We start from the raw sequence: 18976 nt of genomic DNA on the forward strand, positions 1-18976 counted from the left end.
CAGCTTCTTTTATATCAATGCCGATTAATGAGAAATGATTAAAGGTTTAATTTATTTGCAAACGAAAAAGAATCTTTACTTTTAACAAATTTTTTATGATCTGGAATGGTTTGAATTGCTACAACTTGCGAATCTCTTGCTTTCAGTGCATCTTGAATCCCGATCGTCATAAGTTTAATAAATAGAATTGTAATAAAGAATGAAACGAGAGTATAAAAAATAATCCACCATGAAAGATTCATTTCATTACGATTTAACCCAATAAGGCCTGCCCAATCGTTAGATAGAGAAACAGGTTTGAGCACTCCATCATAGAGTTCCCGCATTTGTATCCCGCCAATTACAATATCAAGCAACGCTAAATGGATAACGAGTATGAGAGTTTGGACGATATGTTCCATAAATAAAACAAATAAGCGGTCAAGTAATAAGACTCGTAAGTGTTTTTTGATAATATGAAAACGGCTAGCACCCAGTAACTGTGAACTTAAAATGTAATCTTGTTTCATAAATTCATCAACCTCTGAGGATATATATAAAGAAAGTGTAGGCAGAGCGACGAAAATAAGTACGAGTACTTGATAAAACGCAAATGAAATATTTGGATCTAATCTATCAGCATTTGATACGATTACAATATTAACAGGTGTGATGAGTATAAATGCGATAAATAAAGTAGGAATATAGTAAAAAACTTCTGAGCATGCCTGGAAAAATCTCTTGAATTTTGGCGCATATAAACTTAAGAGGATTCCTATACATGTTCCGAATAATATGCGAAAGAAGCTAATTGCCACAGCTAATAAGATAGTGAATTTTGCTCCTTCTATAATTTGTAAGAAAACAGACTCTCCAAAACGATCCGATCCAAAAGGCGGTATTAACGATGGTGGAAAGGGAGCCTTTCCAAGCAATTCGTTATTGTCATTGTAAAGTAACTGGGGAGCTTTTGGGATGTTATCTTTAAAGAACCAACTATAAATAAAACTAGCTGAAACAAGTATGAATAAATAAGTAAAGCCGATTAAAAAGCGTTTTGATTTCCAAATAGATTTCATAAAGCTGCTCCTTTCAATTGCTTTTGCCATCTATTCATCATGAAAGAGATTATTTGAAAAATGGCGTAAAACGGTAAGATAATCATGACAAGTATGATAAATGCAGCGGGAGGTGAAATAAACGCCTTTTTAAATAAAAATTGAATAATGCCTTGCATATTAAAAACAAATTCTAAAATGAATAAGTTAGACAGTAAGAAAACAAAAATCGTTTTTAAATGGTGGAAGAAGTGGATAGATATATTTTTGAATAAATGAATACAAAGTATATAACTTGATGAAAGGCCTTTGCCATATGCAACCTCTACGTAATGTTTTCCATGTTCTTCTTTTATGTATAACACCATCATTCGAAACATTTGTAATGTAGGTAAAACAGATAAAGATAAAATAGGGAGTAAATAAGCTCGATTTTCATTAAAAGAAATAATGGTGAAAGGAGCTTCCCCGAATTTCTGAAGTACCCATATGAAAAATATTTGCAAACAAATCATCATCATCATATCGGGGACAGCTTCTAATATGAACACAATTCGGTTTATCCATTTTTTTATATAATCTTTTGCCAAAAAATAAAAAAATGCCATGCTAGATGAGATAAAGAGCGCAAGCAAAAAGGCCACAAATAATATAGTAAATGAATATAGATAAGGTTCTAAAACAGTTGGAAATAATGGTGTTGTTTTTAAATGACCAAACTTTGGGTCTGATCCTATAACCAACAATGATTCAGGGGAGAAAACCTGTTTAAACATAGTAACGATCTGGTCAAAAAAATAAATTGGTTGAAAGGTAAATCCATTTTGAGTGATAAACAAATAAGGTAAATTTAATAATAATAAGAGTGATAAGAGAATTGATGAAAGCTTTATTGTGAATTGAGATATTTTATTTAACATTAAATCCCTCCGACATCTTTTTACAACATTATACAATAAATTCAGTGTTATTGTTTCTTATTTTTCTGAAAAATAAGAAATTAATTAAGTTTTATAATTATAATACGTAATATGTAATTATATGGTTAAAAGGTTATAGTGAGGAGCCGATTCCTATGTCTATTAAGAAAAATGCGCAGTATTTCCATTTTCGAGGCATTTACTTTTCTTCAGTTGATTGGCATTTGGTGCTATTCCATTGCTATTAAGTTAATAGAACTAAGTTTTCTTAAAATAAAAACCACCGAAATATAGAAGTAGTTTTGAACGTAAGGAATTTGTAAGAAAGGAGTAAGAAAAAAGAGATTTTCAATGTGTATGATCAAAATATAGAGAAGAACGAGAGGGGGGAATAGTTACTATATATTTTTATAAAAACAAATTAATAAAACCTATGGAAGAAAAGAAGAAATTATAGATGTTAACAGACATCTGAAGAAGAGGGATTAATCATTTATTAGGTCAGAGAGTTGTTTGTAGAAATAATTGGTGTATAGATGATTGCAAATTCAGTGTTGACTTTTCTCATTGGGAAAGTTTATAGCTATGTGGTTAGCATATGACATACCTATCAACCATCAATACAATTTAAATAGAGGAGAGGAATGCTTTATGAAAACACGCAGTAAAATTACATGTGCAAGTCTAGCACTTTTAATAGCGGGAAGTTCCCTGTTATATATAACACCAAACTCAATTGTAAAAGCAGAACCCACGCAAAATGTATCTAGTTCGTTACAAACAAGTACGCAAAGCGATCGTAATTCCGTTAAGAAAGCAATACGGGATGCACTACAACTTGGATACCCGGGAATACTCGCTAACATTTCTAAGGGTGGTAAAACTTGGAGTTATACCGCTGGGGTAGCAGATGTGAGAACCAAGAAACCAATGAAAGCAGATTTTCGCTTTCGTATTGGCAGTGTAACGAAAACGTTCATTGCAACAGTTCTACTTCAATTATCTGGAGAGAATCGTTTGAATCTAGACGACTCCATTGAAAAATGGTTGCCTGGTGTCATTCAAGGAAACGGATATGATGGTAACCAGATTACGATCCGGCAAATATTGAATCATACAAGTGGTATTGCTGACTATATAAATTCAAAAGACTTCGATATTATGGATACAAAAAAATCGTATACGGCTGAAGAATTTGTAAAGATGGGGATTTCACTTCCCCCAGACTTTGCCCCAGGAAAGGGTTGGTCTTATTCAAACACAGGATATGTATTACTGGGGATCCTTATTGAAAAAGTAACTGGCAACAGCTACGCGGAAGAGGTTGAAAATCGGATTATTGAACCGCTTGATTTGTCAAATACATTTCTACCTGGTAATTCAAGCGTGATTCCAGGAACCAAGCATGCCCGTGGCTATATCCAACTAGACGGAGCAAGTGAGCTAAAAGACGTTACGTATATTAACCCAGGTAGCTCGGATGGAGATATAATTTCTACTGCTGACGATTTAAATAAATTCTTCTCATACTTACTCAGTGGTAAATTGCTGAAGGAACAGCAGCTAAATCAAATGCTTACTACAGTTCCTACAGATAGAGAAGGAACGGGGTATGGTCTTGGAATCGTTGAATTTAAGCTTCCGAACGGTGTCTCGGTATGGGGACATAGAGGTAGCGTTCTAGGGTTTTCCACTTTTGTTGGTGGAACACTTGGAGGCAAGCATACATTGGCCGTCAATTTGAACAGCTTTAACTTTAGTAATCCTGATCCTTTTAAAAGTATTTTACTTGCTGAATTTAGGAAGTAGGCAAAAAGGAGAAATGGATAAGTTTTGTCATAGTTTTATAGTCTAAAATATACCATTTTGGTGCAAAAAACAACTTACTCTAAAAAAATTAATACTCGTAATTCAGTATAAAAGTACGCTATCGTTTTAAGTAAATATTTCAGGAGGGTTTTATGAAAAAGAAAATGATTACTGCACTTGGTGTTTCTGCTATAATACTGACTAATTTTGTAGGAAGTACTTATGCAGACTCGAAAACAGGAGTTTCTGTTACAGCTCCCTACAATAAAAATCAAATAGCGGAATGGTTAGAAATGCACGCGAAGCCTTTAAAAACAACGAATCCAAATGCATCTTTTAATGATTTAAAACCACTTAAGAATATGGTAGGTTCCGCTTCAATTGTAGGTTTAGGTGAAGCTACGCATGGGGCTCATGAAGTTTTTACGATGAAAAACCGTATTGTGAATTATTTAGTATCTGAAAAGGGCTTTACCAACCTAGTTTTAGAAGAGGGGTGGGACAGAGCTTTAGAACTTGATCGATATGTTCTTACTGGTAAGGGAAATCCAAGCCAACATCTATCACCTGTATTTAAGACGAAAGAAATGTTAGATTTACTTGATTGGATTCGGCAATATAATGCGAATCCAAAACATAAATCTAAAGTGCGTATCATCGGGATGGACATTCAATCAGTAAACGAGAATGTTTATAATAATATAATAGAATATGTTAAAAGAACCAATTCAAAACTTCTGCCGAGGGTAGAAGAAAAGATAAAAGGTCTTATTCCTGTAACAAAGGATATGAGTACTTTTGAAAGCCTTACGAAAGAAGAAAAAGAAAAGTATATTTCAGATGCTAAACAAATTAGTGCTATATTAGAGGAAAATAAAAGTTATTTAAATGGGAAATCTAAAGAGTTCGCATGGATAAAACAAAATGCTCGTATTATTGAACAATTTACTACAATGTTAACTTCACCTCCTGATAAACCATCGGATTTTTATTTGAAACATGATATTGCAATGTATGAAAATGCGAAGTGGACTGAAGAACATTTAGGAAAAACCATTGTATGGGGACATAATGGACACGTTTCGAAAACAAATATGCTTCCTTTTATATACCCTAAAGTAGCTGGGCAACATTTAGCGGAATATTATGGAAAACGTTACATATCTATTGGAACATCAGTTTATGAAGGACAATATAATGTCAATAACAGCCATGGTGAATTTGGCCCATATGGAATATTAAAATCGGATGATCCAAACAGTTATAACTACATCTTTGGACAAGTTAAAAAAGATCAATTTTTTATTGATTTACGTAAGGCAAACGGCGTGACAAAAACTTGGTTAAACGAACAACATCCAATTTTCGCTGGAATAACTACCGAAGGGCCTGATATACCAAGAACTGTTGATATATCATTAGGTAAAGCGTTTGATATACTTGTTCAAATTCAAAAAGTGAGTCCATCTCAACTACATCAATAAATTTAGAATAATGTGCCTTAATGAAAAAATACGCTATTCTTTCTATAGGATCATAGGAAAGGATGGCGTTTTTGTATCTAATCTATTACTACAGTTTGCTCAAGGAATTTAAATTTTTTTATCTCCTAATCCACTAATACCTTACGAAATTTTACTAAAACTGTTGGTTTTGTACAATGAACCACATACCCATCAAGCTAAAGAACTAGTTATCCAAAAACTAGAAAAAGAGTGTGTTTCGAAACGGATATTATGTAACTGTACCGAACGGAAAAGCTAAATATAGTATGTAAATGAAAGGGAATGAGGGGTTTTATTTTTTGTAATGAAAAAAATTTTCTTTTTAAAACTTGATTAATGAAAAAAATATTTTATATACTAATTCATGTAAACGGTTTACTAAATCGTATTTCGCTAGAAACGAAGGGAAGATTTGCATGGAAACAAGGGGGAGAGTAATCGGGATTGATATCGGTACCACAAGTACAAAAACGGTTGTGTTTACAGAAAAAGGAAAAGTCGTTGCATCACATGCAGTTGATTATCCAATTATTCAACCGAACGTCGGATGGGCTGAGCAAGATCCTGATGTAATATGTGCTGCTGTATACAAAACTGTAAGCGTTGCCATCGAAGAGGGTAATGTATTACCGGAAGATATTTCTTCAATCGGTATTAGTACAGCAATGCACGCATTAATTGCAGTAGATAAAAACGGTGCGCCATTAACCCGTTCTATTATTTGGGCAGATAATAGAAGTACGAAACAATCAGAAAAATTATTACAACATATGAATGGGCATGACATTTATAGACGAACGGGTACACCAATTCATCCGATGTCGCCACTTTCTAAATTATTGTGGATGAAAGAGGAAGAGCCAGAATTATATGCAAGTGCTTATAAATTTATTTCCATTAAAGAATATGTTATTTATCAATTGTTTTCACGTTACGTAGTGGATTATTCAATAGCATCAGCTACTGGGTTATTTAATTTAGAAACATTAAACTGGGATGAAGATGTTTTAACGATGTTACATATGTCACCAGAACAATTATCAAAACCTGTGCCAACTACATATATTTTATCGGGTATGAAGTCAGAATTAGCACAAAAGATGGGTATTCGTGAAGATACGCCAGTTGTAATTGGTGCAAGTGATGGTGTTCTTGCGAATGTAGGCGTTGGTGCAATATCGCCTGGCTCAGCTGCAATTACAATTGGTACAAGTGGTGCGGTTCGAACAATTTCATCAAGTGTTCATACAGATGAAAAAGGAAGAACGTTTTGTTATGCATTAACAGATGAGCACTGGGTGATCGGCGGACCAACGAATAACGGCGGAATATTACTGAGATGGTTACGTGATGAATTTGGTAGCCCGGAACAAGAAGTTGCAAGAAAGCTTGGCATTGATCCATATGATTTATTAATTAAATATGCGGAAAGTGTACCAGCTGGAGCGGGTGGATTGCTATTTTTACCGTTTCTATCTGGAGAACGTGCACCTTACTGGAATGCAAATGCTCGAGGTACATTCTTCGGAATAAACTTGCAGCATAAACGAGAACATTTTATACGTGCAGTTATGGAAGGTGTTTGTATGAGCGTATATTCTGTTGCACTCGCAATCAGGGATTGTACAGGGCCACTTACTGAAATACGCGTTTCAGGAGGTTTTGCGAAATCTGCATTTTGGAGACAAATGTTATCCGATATGATGGGAAAAGAATTGCTTGTTCCTGAAAGTCATGAAGCATCTGCGCTTGGGGCAGCGGCAGTTGCTTTATATGCTGTAGGAAAAATTGATTCTCTTGAAGAGGTAAAGGATTGGATTGATATTGTTCATCATCATGTACCGAATAAAGAAAATACGGCTATATATTTAGAAATGTTTTATATGTATGAACGACTTTACAATCGCTTGAAAGAAGAATTTGATTGTATAGCTGCTTTCCAACGTAAACAATAGGGGGATTGGGAGAAATGGTAGTTGGAATCGTACTAGCGGCAGTTGTCATACTACTTTTACTTATTACGGTAGTAAAATGGCATCCGTTTGTCGCGTTAATATTAACAGCAATTGGTGTAGGGCTAGCAATGGGAATGCCATTGATTGGAACTTCACCAAAAGATCCAGGGATTATCGATTCTATTAAACTAGGGCTTGGTAATACGTTAGGGTTTTTAGCGATAGTTTTAGCATTAGGAACGATGCTTGGAAAAATGATGGCCGAATCTGGTGGTGCTGAACGAATTGCTACCACATTAATAGATCGTTTTGGGAAGAAACGTGTTCACTGGGCGATGATGTTCGTTGCATTTCTAGTAGGGATTCCAGTATTTTTCCAAGTTGGATTTGTACTACTAATTCCATTAGTATTTACAATTGCGTTAGAAACAGGGGTATCACTTATTACAATCGGTATTCCACTAGTAGCAGGACTATCTGTTGTACACGGACTCGTTCCGCCACATCCAGCAGCGATGGCAGCGGTAGGTATTTTTAAAGCAGATGTAGGGAAGACAATTTTATATGCATTAATTGTCGGACTTCCAACTGCAATCATTTCAGGTCCGCTTTACGGGAAATGGATCGGTGCTCGTATACATAAAGAAGTACCATTAGATATAGCGGAGCAATTTATTGAAAGAGATAAGAAGAAGGAACTTCCTAGTTTCGGAAATACATTGTTTACTATTTTACTTCCAGTATTTCTTATGCTAGGTGCATCGATTGCGGAAGTAGGGCTAAGCAAAACAAGTCAACTTGCACAAGTATTGCACTTCATTGGAGATCCAATAGTCGCGTTATTAATTGCAACGATATATTCTTTCTTTAGTCTTGGTTATGCAAAAGGTTTCTCAAAAGATAAAGTATTACAATTTACAAATGATTGTTTAGGACCAATTGCGAACATACTGTTAGTTATCGGTGCAGGCGGTGCGTTTAATAAAGTATTATTAGATTCTGGAATTGGAACGACAATCGCAGAAATGGCGAAAGAATCTCATATTTCACCGATATTATTAGGTTGGGGAATTGCGGCACTTATCCGAATTGCGACTGGATCTGCTACCGTTTCTATGATGACAGCAGCTGGAATTGTAGCACCGATTGCAGCAAGTACACCAGGTGTAAATGTTGAACTACTAGCACTTGCAACAGGTGCAGGGTCATTAATTTTATCACATGTAAATGATTCTGGATTTTGGATGATTAAAGAGTATTTTGGAATGACTGTGAAAGAAACATTATTAACATGGACTGCAATGGAGACGATATTATCTGTTGTAGCACTTGGACTAATTTCGTTATTAAATATATTTGTATAGAATGGGAGATTGATGAATATGAAACTAGGTTTAATTGGATTAGGAAAAATGGGATTCCCATTAGCAGAACATTTATATGAAGACAAGCATGAAATAGTTGTATATGACGTTAATAAAGAACTTGTTGAAAAAGCAGGGGCTTTAGGGATTACTGCTCGTTATACATTAAAAGAAATGATTGCTGAACTAGAAGCTCCTCGTACAATTTGGGTAATGGTACCTGCGGGAGAAGTTGTAGAGTCAGTATTAAAAGATGTATATCCATTATTAGAGGAAGGCGATATCGTTATTGAAGGCGGAAATTCATTCTATAAAGATACGTTACGCCGTGCGGAAGAAGCGAAAAGATTTGGTTTACATTACGTAGATATCGGAACATCAGGCGGTGTAGAAGGAGCTAGATACGGTGCTTGCTTAATGGTTGGTGGAGAAAAAGAAATTTACGATCAATTAGAACCTTTATTTAAAGATTTAGCAGTAGAAAATGGGTATTCTTATGCAGGCCGCGTCGGAAGTGGTCATTTCTTAAAAATGGTTCATAACGGTATTGAATACGGTATGATGCAAGCAATTGCTGAAGGATTTGAAGTATTAGATAAAAGTGATTTTGATTTCAATTATGAAGATGTTGCAAAAGTATGGGCAAACGGATCGGTTATCCGAGGTTGGTTAATGGACTTAACTGAAAAGGCATTTGCAGATGATCCAAAACTAGATGGCATTAAAGGTGTGATGAATTCTTCAGGAGAAGGGAAATGGACTGTGGAAACGGCACTTGAACTTCAAGCGGCAGCACCGGTAATCGCGATGTCATTATTTATGCGTTACCGTTCTCAAGAAGATGATACATTCCACGGAAAAGTAGTTTCAGCTCTTCGTAATCAGTTCGGTGGACATGAAGTTGTGAAAAAATAAGGCTGTTTTTAAAAAGAAACTTGTGCATAGGCGCAAGTTTCTTTTTTTATAGTGTAAGAAATCTCTAATTTAAAAATACCATTCAATCATTGTGTATTTGTACTAATTGTATCAAATATAAAGGGAAGCATGAAAGATGTCCCAACATAAAAATAAGAATAAATAAAATGAATTTTTCATAAATAGTAAAAGGATGATTATGTCATCAGTGTAGCTATGAAGTGGTGTTACATATGAAAAGAGCGTGTTAATAAAATATGAGGTGGTTAAATGGGAAATGAGCAAGTGAAGAATGCAGGGAAAGAAAAAAAGTTATGTCTTTGTATGATTGTTAAGAACGAGTCTAGAATTATGGAAAGATGTTTAAATGCTACAAAATCAATTGTAGACTTTGTTTCTATTTGTGATACGGGATCAACTGATCATACACCTGAAATTATTGAAAATTGGTGTAAAGAAAATGAAATCCCAGGAACAGTTCATCATGAACCATTTAAAAACTTTGGTTATAACAGAAGTTTAGCTGTTTCATTGGCACAAAAAACATATCCAGAAGCAGATTATTTATTAATATTAGATGCAGATATGATATTAGAAGTTGATCCTGAGTTTGATAAGACTAGTTTAACGGAAGACCATTATCTTACATTGCAATATGATATTCATATTAAGTATTGGCTTACACGCCTTTTGAAAGCTTCTTTACCATGGAAATCTGTCGGTGTTACTCATGAGTATTGGGATATAGATCGTTCCAAAGTTGGTGCGAATTACAATACGAGAGTAGCAAGGTTAGAGACGCTTGTCGTTAACGACCCTGGGGACGGTGGGAGTAAAGCTGATAAATTCGAGAGAGATGAGAGGTTGTTGTTAGAAGGGATTAATGATCCAGAAACAACGCCTGATTTGCATATAAGATATTTATTTTATTTAGCCCAAACTTATTTTCATTTAAGTCAGTTTGAAGATTCGATTAAATGGTACAAAAAAAGAGTGGAAGCAGGGGGATGGGTTGAAGAAGTCTTCTATTCGTTATTACGAATAGGATTTTGTTATGAACAATTAGCAAACCGTTCAGCAAATAAACAACATGAAGTAACAGAAGCGGATGAAAAAGAAAATGCTAAGACGCAAGAAGAGCAATATACAGCATTAGCAATTCTTTATTTTCAAAAAGCGTGGGAATATAGACCAACTAGGGCTGAGCCATTATACCAACTTGCAAGAATGTATCGATTAAAATCTCAAAATAATATTGCTTTAATGTATGCTTTGCAAGGGAAGGAAGTCCCTTTTCCGAATAATGATCTTCTATTTGTAGATTATCATGTGTACGATTACTTATTTGACTATGAGATTTCTATAAGTGCTTTTTATATACCGCATAAAAAACATTTAGGTGCAGTGTCACAAAAATTTTTGGAATCGAAAAAAGAAGAGTTACCGTTGCATATAGCAAATATAGTAGAAAGTAATGCGAAATTTTATTAAATACAATTTCGGTTAAAGGAGTAGTGGAGTAATAATGGAATTAATACGATGGGCGCTAGAACTAGGGGAATCTGTACATGGAAATACGTATGAAGAATTGATGCCACTACTAGATTATTATTATGATCGTGATCATTTAAAAGCGTATTGTATCGCAAATATTCTTTTAGACATGGACGTAGCAGATGAGCATCGGCAAAGAATTGAATTAAGAAGGTGCATTGCTGCTTATTATGCTGGATTATATAAAGTAGCAAAAAAACATGCAAATGAGCTTTTACTTAAATATCCGGATGTGGATTTGTATAAAAATAATTTAAGGCTAATGGAAGCTTATTTAAATAAAGAATATGATTATTGTCTTTTTATATGCCCAAAGACGTATGGTAGTTTCATAGATGTCGCACGAGCTTTGAAATGGCGATTAGAGCAGGAGGGAAATACAGCAATTATTTCAGAAACAATACTAGAAAATGTGAAAAATACAATTGTTTTTGGAGCGCATACATATGCGCATAACCCGAATCTACTTCCGAAAAATGCAATTATTTATAATTTAGAACAGCTATATGAAGGAAGCCCTTATGCGCACCCCCTTTATTTAATGTTATTAAAAGATAAGGAAATTTGGGATTATAGTAAACAAAATATAGCATGGTTAAAACAAAAAGGTGTAGGAAAAGAAATAAGGCATATAGGAATGAACTATGCCCCAACTTTGCAAATAAAAAAAGATGCATTTGAAGATGAGATTACTGAAGACATCGATATACTGTTTATAGGTGCTCTTAATCCGAGGCGGCAAGCTATTTTGGATCAATTAAAAGCAGTTGCCCCGAATTTAAATATTGTTTTTAAAAATAATGCGTGGGGAATTGTTAGAAATGAGTTGATCGCTAGGTCTAAAATTATATTAAATATTCATTTTTACTTATCAGGAATTCTTGAAACACCTCGAGTTTCTTATGCAGTGGCAAATAAGAAATTTATTATTTCGGAAAATAGTAATCGAGAGGACGAGATAGAGTGGCCAGGAATTGTGTTTACTCCGTACGAAAAAATAATAGAAAATATTATGAAATATGTAGCCTTACCAGAAGAGCGTATTAAATTAGCAGAAAAAGCGTATAACCATTTTGAAGCAAAAGGAAACATAGGCATACTGTGTCATAAAGAGGAGGAAAAGTAATTGTGAATAACTCATACTTTCGTATGAGTTATTTTTTTCGTCTATCATACTATTTTATCAAGCTAGTTCCCTCTTTATATTGTGTTTTGTATAGAAATTTCTGATAATATAAAAGTATAACTGAAAAACAAAGGAGAGAAATAATTATGAAACTAGTCGTTATTAACGGTACGCCAAGAAAATTCGGTAGAACTCGTGTGGTGGCAAAATATATTGCTGATCAATTTGAAGGGGAGTTATACGATTTATCAGTAGAGGAACTGCCTTTATATAACGGGGAAGAATCACAACGTGAATTAGAAGCGGTAAAAAAATTAAAGGCATTAGTGAAAACTGCAGACGGTGTAGTACTATGTACACCTGAATATCATAATGCAATGAGTGGGGCGCTGAAAAATTCATTAGATTACTTAAGCAGTAGTGAATTTGTTCATAAACCTGTCGCATTACTTGCAGTTGCTGGAGGCGGCAAAGGTGGCATTAACGCATTAAACAATATGCGTATTGTTGCTAGAGGGGTGTACGCAAATGCAATCCCAAAACAAGTTGTGCTTGATGGACTTCATGTACAAGACGGTGAACTGGGAGAAGATGCAAAACCATTAATTCATGATTTAGTTAAAGAATTAAAAGCATATATGAGCGTATATAAAGAGGTGAAAAAACAACTAGGAGTTGAGTGATATGTCATCTCTGTATAAAGATTCACGCTTGTATTTCATTCTAGGGGCCAATAGTCTATCAGCTATTGGTTCCGGTATTGTTATGATAACGATTCCGTGGTTGTTAATTAAAGAGAATGGAGGAGAGACAACGTTTGGTTATGTCTCCATCATCGCAACTCTTATTATGTTTTTATTAACACCGTTTATCGGGCAGAGTATTGATCGTTTTTCAAGAAAATCTTTATTATTATGTAATGAAGGTATTGGGATAGTCATTATAGGGATGATGGCTATATGGGGATTTACTGGGCAACCTTATCATTCTATTCACTATATTCTTATATATATAGCAGGGTCATTTTACTATTTATTATTTTATCCTACAATATTTGCGTTTAACCAAGAGATATTTCAAGCAGAACATTATAAAAATTTAAGTGGAACAATGGAAATACAAGGACAGTTAACTCAAGTTATTTCAGGAGCGGCTGCTAGCTTCCTTATTGAAATCATTTCTTTAAAATGGATTTTGTTAGTAGATATGTTAACTTTTGCAGGAGCATTTTTCCTTTTCTTATGTATACCGTACGTAAAGAAAAAGGAAGTAAAAAGGAAAGTAACATTTAAGAAGCAATTGTTCGAAGGGATTCACTTTATGCAAAAGCGTCCGAAGTTCTTTTGGTTTTTACTGGCGACTTATATGCCGTTTATCGGTGTCATGATGGCAAATTATTTAATCCCGGTATATATTTCAGATCTATTAAAAGCCAGTGCCTCTGTATACGCAATAGAAGGTATGATGTACGGTGTCGGAGCGGTTCTTGCGGGAATAAGTATTCCAATTATGATGAAATATGTAAAGACAGAAGTTTCAATCGTCATGACGATGCTCATATATGTAATTTCAATTACCGTAATGATTATTGAACCTTCCGTAATGTTGTTATATGGACTTGCAGTTTTTCATGCAATTGGAAATGCAGGTACAAGAGTAGCAAGAAATGTATTGATGATGGAGGAAATTCCAAATGAAGTAATGGGACGTGTAGACAGCTTATTTCGATTAATTGGTACAGGAATACGAATTGTATTATTAATGCTGTTTACAGCTGGTGTTTCTAAAGTTGGGGTAATGCTCCCATTTTACCTATTAAGCTGTATATTGATCCTATCATTAGGAATCGCTCTTTATTATGTGATATCACAACGTAAACTCGGAGCGGATGTTCCGAATAAATCACTCGTTTAAAAAATACTTCTGCCTCCCTTTCTTTTTCTATATAATAAAAAGAAAGGGAGTGTTAACTTATTTATGAACAAATGGATATTACTTATAATCTTATTACTACCGCCACTATACATTCTTTATATGACGTTTCGAATGAAGAATGTTGCTCGTGAAAAATTGAGTAATCACTCTCCGTACGTTCTTATATTAGGTGCAAAGTTATTTGGAGATAGACCGTCATTATCTCTGCAAAACCGTTTGGATGTAGCGTTGGAATATTTATTTTCCCATCCTGAAGCGAAAGTAATTGTTTCAGGTGGTCAAGGAGAAGATGAAGATATACCAGAAGCTCACAGTATGAGAAACTATTTAATGGTACATGGTATAGATGAGAATCGTATTTTAATAGAAGATCAATCTACAAATACGTATGAAAATGTAAAGTTTAGTATGGATTTATATGATGTGAAACATGCGGTAGTTGTAAGTAATACGTATCATTTATATAGAACGAAAATAATCGCAAAGCGTTTAGGCATGAAGATGGAGGCACTAGCTGCTGAAACACCAATGCGCTCTAAGAAAAAAATGTATGTACGTGAATATGCTGCAATAATGAAAACAATATTGTTCGACCGTTAGAGCTCAAATTTGAGCTCTTTTTTTATTATAAAGCGTATCATTTGAAATGAATGCCGTATTCCATCAAAATAAAGGAAACAACATTAAAGGAGTTGTATTTGTGATTCAATTTAATCATGTGTCAAAAGCGTATGAAGATGGCACGAAAGCAGTGGATTCATTGCATTTAGAAATTAAAAAGGGAGAATTTTTTGTTCTCATTGGTCCGAGTGGCTGCGGGAAAACAACGACAATGAAAATGATTAACCGTTTAATTGAAACGACTGAAGGATCTATTTTAATCGATGGAAAAGATATTCAACAATATAATATTAATGAATTGCGTTGGAATATAGGATACGTATTGCAGCAAATCGCTTTGTTTCCGCATATGACAATTGCAGAAAATATTGCAGTTGTTCCTGAAATGAGAAAATGGAGCAAAGAAAAAATAAAAGCTCGTGTCGATGAGTTGCTACAGATGGTCGGGCTAGATCCAGACGTATATCGCGATCGTATGCCTGATGAATTGTCAGGAGGGCAAAAGCAGCGCGTTGGTGTCGTAAGAGCATTAGCCGCAAACCCGAAAATCGTTCTTATGGATGAACCGTTTAGTGCGTTAGACCCATTAAGTAGGGAACAGCTTCAGAAGGATATCGTACAATTGCAAAAAAAGATTCAAAAAACAATTGTGTTCGTAACGCATGATATGCAAGAAGCGTTATCGCTTGGAGATCGTATTTGTATTATGAAAGAAGGAAAAGTTGTTCAATTAGATACACCAGAAGGTATTATACATAATCCGAAAAATGAGTTTGTAGAGGAGTTCATTGGAAATCGTGGGCGACCTTGGTATGAGGGGAAAAGTATAGAAGATGTATTACCACTTGATAAAAGTATGCGGATAGAAGGGGATACACTATCATTGCATTCTTCTTTACAAGAAGCTTTAGTTCGTGTACGAGCTGACGAAGTCGTTCCAGTTGAAGAAAATGGTCAATATGTTGGAGCTTTAACAAGTCGTCATATTGTTAATTACATTGTTGAACAAATGAAGGAAAGAGGCTAAACAGTGACTGATTTTATACAAACGTTTCAAGAGCGAAAAATAGAATTACTAACTGCATTAAGTGAGCATTTACAAATATCGCTTATTTCACTATTTTTTGCAGTAATTATTGCGGTGCCACTTGGCATTTTATTAACGAGAAAACAACGAATGGCTGAATTTATAATAGGAACTTCTGCGGTTATGCAGACAGTGCCATCACTTGCGTTACTCGGACTTTTAATTCCGTTAGTAGGAATTGGAAAACTTCCGGCTATTATTGCATTAGTTGTGTATGCACTATTACCTATTTTACGAAACACATATACAGGAATAAGGGAGTTAGATGAATCTTTAATCGAAGCAGCGAGAGCTATGGGGATGAATAGCTGGAGAAGACTGTGGAAGGTAGAGCTTCCTCTTGCATTACCAATTATTATGGCCGGTATTCGTACGGCGATGGTATTAATTGTTGGAACGGCTACATTAGCAGCTCTTATAGGTGCTGGTGGGCTCGGAAAACTCATATTACTTGGTATCGATCGAAATGATCATGCGCTTATCATTTTAGGGGCCGTACCAGCCGCGTTACTAGCTTTATTCTTTGATGTAGTACTTCGGGTGCTTGAGAGTCCGAAACGCTCTTCTAAGCGTGTTATATTGACGATATGTATTACTTGTATAATGATTGCTTCTCCATTTCTTTGGAATACACAAAAGAAAGATATTGTTATTGCCGGCAAACTTGGATCAGAGCCTGAAATTTTAATTCAAATGTATAAGCAACTTATTGAACAAGATACCGATTTACACGTAGAATTAAAACCAGGTCTTGGAAAAACAGCATTTGTATTTGAAGCATTGAAATCAGGAGAAGTAGATATATACCCTGAATTTTCAGGAACAGCTTTATCTACTTTCGTGAAAGAAGAGCCAAAAAGTACAAATCGGGATGAAGTATATGAGCAGGCTCGCATTGGAATGGAAAAGAAATATAATATGGTTATGTTGAAGCCGATGGAGTATAACAATACATATGCACTAGCTATGCCGAAAAAAATAGCAAATCAAAATAATATAAATACAATTTCTGATTTAGGAAAAATGGCACAGGATGCTAAAGTAGGATTCACATTAGAATTTGCTGATCGTGAAGACGGTTATAAAGGAATGCAAAAATTATATAACTATAAGTTTTTAAATGTGAAAACGATGGAACCGAAACTACGTTATAGTGCAATTCAATCAGGGGATGTTAACGTAATCGATGCCTATTCAACTGATAGTGAACTTGAGCAGTATGGACTTAAAGTGCTACAAGATGATAAAGGGTTATTCCCACCGTACCAAGGTGCACCATTATTAAGAAAAGAGACGTTACAGAAATATCCTGAACTTGAAAAAGTATTAAATACATTATCTGGGAAGATTACAGATGAAGAAATGCGAAAAATGAATTATGAAGTAAATGTAAATGGAAAAAGTAGTGAAGAAGTTGCGAAACAATTTTTACAAAAAGAGAATTTACTTCGTTAATTTTACAAGAAATATACAAATTTATATGTATGAAATGACCGTTCATTACAAAATGAACGGTTTTTTTGTGCATACTTATACATTTTTTCAAAAAAGTATTCCATTTTTCTTCATTTTCTTTTAGAATAAGTAATGTTTTCCTGAAAAAATATAAGAGAAACGTCTATTAGAGAAAAAGGTGACTTTAATAGTTGAACGAACATAACACCTAGAATGACAGATGGGGTGGTACAAATAGAAAAGAAGTTAGGGTTTTTTCCATTAATTGCATTAGTAGTCGGAACGATGGTTGGTGGTGGTGTTTTTAGTTTACCACATGATTTAGCAGTAGGAGCAAATAGCGGCTCTATAATAATAGGTTGGTGTATTACAGCGATGGGAATGATTCCACTCGCGCTCGTATATCAAACGTTAGCAAGACAAAAACCGGAGCTTGAGGGCGGAATTTATAGTTATGCACGTGCTGGTTTCGGAGAATATATCGGATTTAACAGTGCTTGGGGATATTGGCTAGCAGGAATTTTAGGAAACGTTGCAACAATCATGTTACTGTTTAGTACATTAGGTTATTTCTTCCCCATTTTTAAAGGTGGAAATAATGTTGCGTCTATCGTTGGTGCATCACTTTTATTATGGACACTTCATTTTCTAATTTTATTTGGAATTCGTGAAGCATCTATTATGAATGTTATCGCAACGATAGGGAAATTAGTTCCAATCGTATTATTTATTGTTGTAATGGTAACAGCGTTTCGCTGGGATACATTTACACATGATTTTTGGGGAGAAGGAACTATATCAGTTTCCTCTATACTTGGTCAAGTGAAAAATACAATGCTTGTAACTCTTTGGGTTTTCATTGGGGTTGAAGGAGCGGTTGTATTATCTGGTAGAGCGAAAAATAGCCGAGATGTTGGTAAAGCGACAGTACTTGGACTTATTTTAGTAATGTCTATTTATATTTTAATTTCTGTCTTGTCTATGGGAGCGATGACAAGAGGAGAGCTTTCCGTGTTAGAAACCCCGTCAATGGGACATGTATTAGAACATGTTGTTGGGACATGGGGCGCCGTTGCGATTAACATTGGGTTAGTTGCTTCACTTGTAGGTACATTAATAGGCTGGTTTTTACTTGTTTCTGAAATTTCCCACGTAGCAGGAAAAGATGGCGTGTTTCCGAAAGTCTTTACGAAAACAAATAAAAAACAAACGCCACATATGGCATTATGGATCTCAAATGGCGTTGCCCAAATTATATTTATAATTGTTCTGTTTTCAGAATCAACATATCAAATTATGTATTTCATAGCTTCAACATCAATTTTAGTACCATATTTATTATCAGCGTTATTCCAATTTAAATTAGTTATTACAAACGAACTAAAAGATGCAAAAGTAAAAAACGGCTCGTTAGCTTTAATTGCTTCTACTTATTCTGTATGGCTTCTATATGCAGCAGGTTTGAAAAATTTATTACTTGTTTCAATCGTGTATGGAATTGGGATTATTGTTTACATGTATGCAAGAAAAGAAAAAGGAAATCGTTGTTTTAAAGGTATTGAGAGATATGTAATGTGGGCAATTGTTATCGCAGCTATCACATCACTTTATATGTTATTAACTGGAAATATAAAAATGTAAAAGTCCTTTTAAATAAAGGGCTTTTTTCTTTGTCTAGAGAATATTTAATACA

The 18976-nt window shown here is 34.6% G+C and carries 15 protein-coding genes; 13 read left to right on the forward strand and 2 right to left on the reverse strand.

Features of this window, described 5'->3' with window-relative positions; all coding sequences use genetic code 11:
* Nucleotides 1-38: 38 nt before the first annotated feature.
* Together J0835_RS10960 and J0835_RS10965 are read right to left on the reverse strand one after the other, a co-directional pair.
* Complete coding sequence (locus J0835_RS10960) at nt 39-1058, reverse strand: ABC transporter permease (protein WP_140386741.1); 1020 nt, start codon at nt 1056-1058, stop codon at nt 39-41.
* Nucleotides 1055-1957: an ABC transporter permease subunit gene (locus tag J0835_RS10965; protein ID WP_087980302.1), complete on the reverse strand. Its 903-nt coding sequence runs from the start codon at nt 1955-1957 to the stop codon at nt 1055-1057. The genes J0835_RS10960 and J0835_RS10965 overlap by 4 nt, the downstream gene beginning before the upstream one ends.
* 651 nt (nt 1958-2608) lie before the next feature.
* Between J0835_RS10965 and J0835_RS10970 the strand changes: the two genes are divergently transcribed.
* The 13 genes from J0835_RS10970 (at nt 2609) to J0835_RS11030 (ending at nt 18924) form a co-directional block, all read left to right on the forward strand.
* On the forward strand, nt 2609-3766 hold the full coding sequence (locus J0835_RS10970) for a serine hydrolase domain-containing protein (RefSeq protein ID WP_087980303.1): 1158 nt from the start codon (nt 2609-2611) through the stop codon (nt 3764-3766).
* 152 nt (nt 3767-3918) lie between these two features.
* Nucleotides 3919-5250, forward strand: coding sequence for an erythromycin esterase family protein (locus J0835_RS10975; RefSeq protein ID WP_087980304.1), 1332 nt, complete (start codon nt 3919-3921; stop codon nt 5248-5250).
* Between the two features lie 437 nt (nt 5251-5687).
* A complete protein-coding gene (gene gntK, locus J0835_RS10980; RefSeq protein WP_087980305.1) occupies nt 5688-7226 on the forward strand; it encodes a gluconokinase in 1539 nt (512 codons plus the stop codon).
* A 14-nt stretch (nt 7227-7240) separates the two neighbouring features.
* Nucleotides 7241-8590, forward strand: a complete 1350-nt coding sequence (locus J0835_RS10985) for a GntP family permease (protein WP_064477346.1) — start codon at nt 7241-7243, stop codon at nt 8588-8590.
* Nucleotides 8591-8608: 18 nt separating this feature from the next.
* Nucleotides 8609-9505 (forward strand): phosphogluconate dehydrogenase (NAD(+)-dependent, decarboxylating), encoded by an 897-nt coding sequence (gnd, locus tag J0835_RS10990; RefSeq protein WP_087980306.1) that lies wholly within the window; start codon nt 8609-8611, stop codon nt 9503-9505.
* 270 nt (nt 9506-9775) lie between these two features.
* Complete coding sequence (locus J0835_RS10995; RefSeq protein WP_087980307.1) at nt 9776-10996, forward strand: tetratricopeptide repeat-containing glycosyltransferase; 1221 nt, start codon at nt 9776-9778, stop codon at nt 10994-10996.
* Between the two features lie 34 nt (nt 10997-11030).
* Nucleotides 11031-12185, forward strand: coding sequence for a DNA-binding protein (locus J0835_RS11000; RefSeq protein ID WP_087980308.1), 1155 nt, complete (start codon nt 11031-11033; stop codon nt 12183-12185).
* Nucleotides 12186-12331: 146 nt separating this feature from the next.
* Nucleotides 12332-12868 (forward strand): NADPH-dependent FMN reductase, encoded by a 537-nt coding sequence (locus J0835_RS11005; RefSeq protein ID WP_046955699.1) that lies wholly within the window; start codon nt 12332-12334, stop codon nt 12866-12868.
* Nucleotide 12869: 1 nt separating this feature from the next.
* Nucleotides 12870-14099: an MFS transporter gene (locus J0835_RS11010; protein ID WP_087980309.1), complete on the forward strand. Its 1230-nt coding sequence runs from the start codon at nt 12870-12872 to the stop codon at nt 14097-14099.
* Between the two features lie 63 nt (nt 14100-14162).
* Nucleotides 14163-14720: a YdcF family protein gene (locus J0835_RS11015; protein WP_087980310.1), complete on the forward strand. Its 558-nt coding sequence runs from the start codon at nt 14163-14165 to the stop codon at nt 14718-14720.
* Between the two features lie 100 nt (nt 14721-14820).
* Nucleotides 14821-15768, forward strand: a complete 948-nt coding sequence (locus tag J0835_RS11020) for an ABC transporter ATP-binding protein (protein WP_087980311.1) — start codon at nt 14821-14823, stop codon at nt 15766-15768.
* Between the two features lie 3 nt (nt 15769-15771).
* Complete coding sequence (locus J0835_RS11025; protein WP_087980312.1) at nt 15772-17283, forward strand: ABC transporter permease/substrate-binding protein; 1512 nt, start codon at nt 15772-15774, stop codon at nt 17281-17283.
* 213 nt (nt 17284-17496) lie between these two features.
* The gene (locus J0835_RS11030) at nt 17497-18924 is read left to right on the forward strand and encodes a basic amino acid/polyamine antiporter (protein WP_000129474.1); all 1428 of its coding nucleotides are present in this window, start codon (nt 17497-17499) and stop codon (nt 18922-18924) included.
* The last annotated feature ends 52 nt before the right edge of the window (nt 18925-18976 follow it).

It is taken from the genome of Bacillus cereus group sp. Sample62 (assembly GCF_036851315.1).
In the GTDB taxonomy this organism is placed as follows: domain Bacteria; phylum Bacillota; class Bacilli; order Bacillales; family Bacillaceae_G; genus Bacillus_A; species Bacillus_A wiedmannii.